Source organism: Streptomyces sp. NPDC003943 (genome assembly GCF_053605265.1).
In genome coordinates, this window is record NZ_JBSGIW010000180.1 from 1 (window position 1) to 3,924 (window position 3,924).

At 74.8% G+C, this 3,924-nt stretch carries 2 protein-coding genes and 1 pseudogene; all 3 read right to left on the reverse strand.

All coding sequences use genetic code 11. The features are described from left to right. Positions 1–716, reverse strand: a pseudogene (locus tag ACWEV0_RS35740) (NHLP bacteriocin export ABC transporter permease/ATPase subunit); the annotation flags it as partial. A 1-nt stretch (position 717) separates the two neighbouring features. Beyond that, positions 718–2,970, reverse strand: coding sequence for an NHLP family bacteriocin export ABC transporter peptidase/permease/ATPase subunit (locus ACWEV0_RS35745; RefSeq protein ID WP_453153976.1), 2,253 nt, complete (start codon positions 2,968–2,970; stop codon positions 718–720). Further along, positions 2,967–3,773, reverse strand: a complete 807-nt coding sequence (locus ACWEV0_RS35750) for an HlyD family efflux transporter periplasmic adaptor subunit (protein WP_453153977.1) — start codon at positions 3,771–3,773, stop codon at positions 2,967–2,969. Before ACWEV0_RS35750 ends, ACWEV0_RS35745 begins: the two co-directional genes overlap by 4 nt. Positions 3,774–3,924 lie beyond the last annotated feature (151 nt).

Sequence of the window (3,924 nt, forward strand, 5' to 3'; positions counted from 1 at the left end):
GCCGCCCGGCCCGCCGCGAGACCGGCGGCCGTGCGGTCCTCCTGGGCCCGCTCGCGCTCCTCGATCCACTCGTCGAGGGCGTACAGGAGCCGGTACTGCTGCTCGACCATGCCCTGCCACAGCGCCGCGTCGACGAGCAGGTCGTACGCGGGGCCGTAGCCGACGGCGCCGGGGGCGACGTGCATCCACACGATGTCGTCGTCCGCCGCCTGCGCCGCGCCGGCACCGGCCGTGGCGCCGCCGAGCGGAGCCTCGTACAGGACGCGCAGCCCTCGCCCGACGCCCAGCGCGAAGGCCGCCTCCAGCGGGCCCGGGGCCTGGGCACCCGCCTCGTACTGCGCCCCGTACGAGCCGTCGTACGACGCCTCGTAAGACGGCTCGTACGGCTGCCGGTACAGTTCGCGCAGCTCGATCCGGCGCAGCAGGCACTCGCGGGTCGGCCGGCCCACCAGCGTGTGGTCCGGGCCCTCGGCGGGGCCGAGGAGCAGCGCGCCCGCGCCCGCCCGGCCGAGGAAGTGCCAGGCGCCGGCGTGCGCCGCGTCCACGGCGAACAGGTCGAGCGCGCCGTGCTCCACCAGCCACAGCACCGACGGGCCTTCCAGGGACAGGCTGCGCAGTCCGGTGCAGTCGACGGGCGCGCCGAGGGCGCCGAGCGCGGTGACGACCGGGTCGCCGACGACGGGCGCGGTGTCGGAGGCGTACGGGAACGAGGTCACGTCAGTGCTCCCTGACCAGTTCGGCGTACGGGCCGCCCGCGGCCACCAGGTGTTCGTGCCGCCCGCGTTCCACCACCGTGCCCCGGTCGAGGACCAGGATCTCGTCGCTGTCGCGCACGGTGCTGAGCCGGTGGGCGATGACCACGCAGGCGCAGCCGCGGCGGCGCAGATTGTCGATGACGACCCGCTCGGTGACCGCGTCCAGGGCACTGGTCACCTCGTCGAGGACGAGCACGGCGGGGTCGCGGACGAGCGCCCGGGCGAGTTCGAGGCGCTGGCGCTGCCCGCCGGAGAAGTTGCGGCCGTCCTGCTCGACCCGGCTGTGGATGCCGCCGGGCCGCCGGGACACGTCGTCGAGGACTCCGGCGTCCGCGAGCGCGGCGACCACGGCCTCGTCGGGCACGGACGGGTCCCACAGCGCCACGTTGTCGCGGACGCTGCCCTCGAAGAGGAAGACGTCCTGGTCGACGAAGGCGACGGAGGCGGCGAGCGTGCCGCGCGGGATGTCCTCCAGGCGTCGCCCGTCGACCCGGACCGAGCCCTCCCACGGGGCGTACAGGCCCGCGATCAGCCGGGAGACGGTGGACTTGCCGCTGCCGGAGCCGCCGACGAGCGCGACCTGCTGCCCGGGGCCGACGGTGAGCGAGAAGTCCGTGAGCAGCGGCGCGTCCAGCGGGCTGTAGCCGAAGGTGACGCGGTCGAGCTCGACGTGGCCGGCGAGCCGCCGGGAGCCGCCGGCGGGCTCGGGCCGGGCGTGGACCGGGTCGACGGGGAAGTTCTCGACGTCCTTGAGCCGGGCCACGTCGGCGGCGAAGTCCTGGATCCGGCCCGCGACGCCGCCGAGCCGGGCGATCGGCGCCGTGAAGCCGGTCACCAGTGCCTGGAAGGCGACGAGCAGACCGACCGTCAGATGCCCCTCGACCGCCCGCAGTCCGCCGATCATCAGGATCAGCGCGCTGTTGAGCGCGGCGAGCGTGGGCGCGACGATCGCCAGCCACGCGCTCGGCACGCCGAGCCGCTGCTGCACGTCCAGGGTGACCGCGTGCTGCCCCGACCAGCGGCGGAAGAAGCCGTCCTCGCCGCCCGTGGCCTTGATCGTCTCGATGAGCTGGAGACCGCCGTACGAGGTGTTGGTCAGCCGGGCGGTCTCGGCGCGCAGCTTGCGGGTGCCGGTGGCCCGGACGCGCACCGCGATCCGCAGCGCCACCACGTTGAGCAGGGCGACGCCGACGCCGACGACGGTGAGCTGGGGGTCGTACGTCCACAGCAGCACCGCGTACAGCAGCACGACCACCGCGTCCACGCCCGCCGCCGACAGGTCACGGGCCAGGGTCTCGGCGACCGAGTCGTTGGAGCGCAGCCGCTGTACCAGGTCGGCCGGGCCGCGCTGGGCGTAGAAGGCGACGGGCAGCCGCAGCAGATGGCGCAGGAAGCGGGCGCTGCCCAGGGTCGAGGAGACGATCCGGCCGCGCAGCAGATTGGCCTGTTGCAGGGCGGTGAGGGCGCCGGTGAGCACGAGCGCGGTGGTCATCGCCGCGAACAGCACGCCGAGCAGTGAGGACTGGCCGCCGATCAGGAACGTGTCGATGTACGTACGGCTGAGGGCCGGCACCCACGCGCCGACGGCCACCAGCAGCACGCTGGAGAGCACGGCCGCGGCCATGGTGCCCGAGGTGCCGCGCAGCCGGGCCGGCAGCGCGCCGAGCACGCCCGGCCTGCGGCCGCCGCGCCGGAAGTCCGGGCCCGGCTCGAAGACGAGCACGATGCCGGTGAAGGCCGAGTCGAACTCCTCCATGGGCACGAACCGGCGGCCCTTCGCCGGGTCGTTGACGTACACGCCGGTACGGCCGAGGCGCCGGCCCATCCCGTCGTAGACGACGTAGTGGTTGAACTCCCAGAACAGCACGGCCGGGGCCGCGACCTCGGCGAGCGCCGCCAGGTCCATCTGCATGCCCCTGGCCGTCAGGCCGTGACTGCGGGCCGCCTTCAGCAGGTTGCTCGCGCGCGAGCCGTCCCGGGAGACACCGCAGGCGATGCGCAGCTCCTCCAGCGGCACGTACCTGCCGTAGTGCCCGAGGACCATGGCGAGGGCCGCCGCGCCGCACTCGACCGCCTCCATCTGGAGCACGGTGGGGGTACGGACCGTGCGCGGGCGCCGGCCGCGGGGCACCGGACGGCGGCGGGGCGCGGGGCGGCGCCGGGCGTTCCTCCTGCGCGGGTTCGAGGCGGAGGAGACGGGGGAGGACGGGTTCACGGGAGCAGCCAGTCGACGGGGCGTTGCGAGGAGAGGTGGACCGAGCCGCTGACGGGGGTGCCGGCCTCGACGGCGTACGGCGGGCCCTCGGCCGAGGACCAGGTGTAGCCGGAGGCGGTGGTGGTGGAGCGGTCCAGGGCGACGAGCACCGCGACCGGGTTGCCCTGGCGGGTGAACGCGGCGGCGAGCCCGTCGTCGCCGAGGAAGCCGCCGATCTGCGCCTTCGTCTGCGGCGCGCGGCCCACTTCGGTGACCGTGCCGCGCAGCACGCCGTACTTGTCGCGGGCCACGGAGGTGACGGTGAGGTCGACGCGGGCCCCCTTGCGGAGCGCGGAGGTGTCGCCGCCGGGGACGTAGAGGACGGCGACGAGGGGATCACGCGGGCCGGTGGCGCGTTCGACGGTCGCCACGTCGGCGCCGGTGGGCACGACGGCGCCGGTCCGCGCGTAGAGGGCGGTCAGCCGGCCGGCGGCGAGCGCGCGTACCTGCCGGTCGCCCTGCTCGGTGCGGACGACGACGAGGGGCTGGCCGGCGGAGACGGTGGCGCCCTCGGTGACGAGGACCTCGGTCACCTGTCCGGCGACCGGACTCTGCAGCAGATAGCGGCCCTCGGTGTGGGCGAGGATCCCGGGCGCGGTCAGCTTGGACGTGACGGTGCCGGTGAACGTCCAGTACGCGGCGGCCGCCATGACGAGGACGGTGACCGCGAGGACGAGTCGCCCCTGGGGGCGGGCGAAACGCACCGGGAGATCGAGTTCTTCGGGAGACTGCAGCTTGGAAAGCGCCTTTTGGCGAAATTGCATGGACTATTCCTTCGACTGCATTCCCGTCCGGTCCGTGGGGCGTGCGCCCCGGGGCGGGAAAAGCCCCCCGGCGGCCCGCCCCCCCGCCGGGCGCGGCGCCCCCCCCCCCCGCCCGCCGGGGGGTGGGCCACCCCCTGTTTTTTTTCAATTC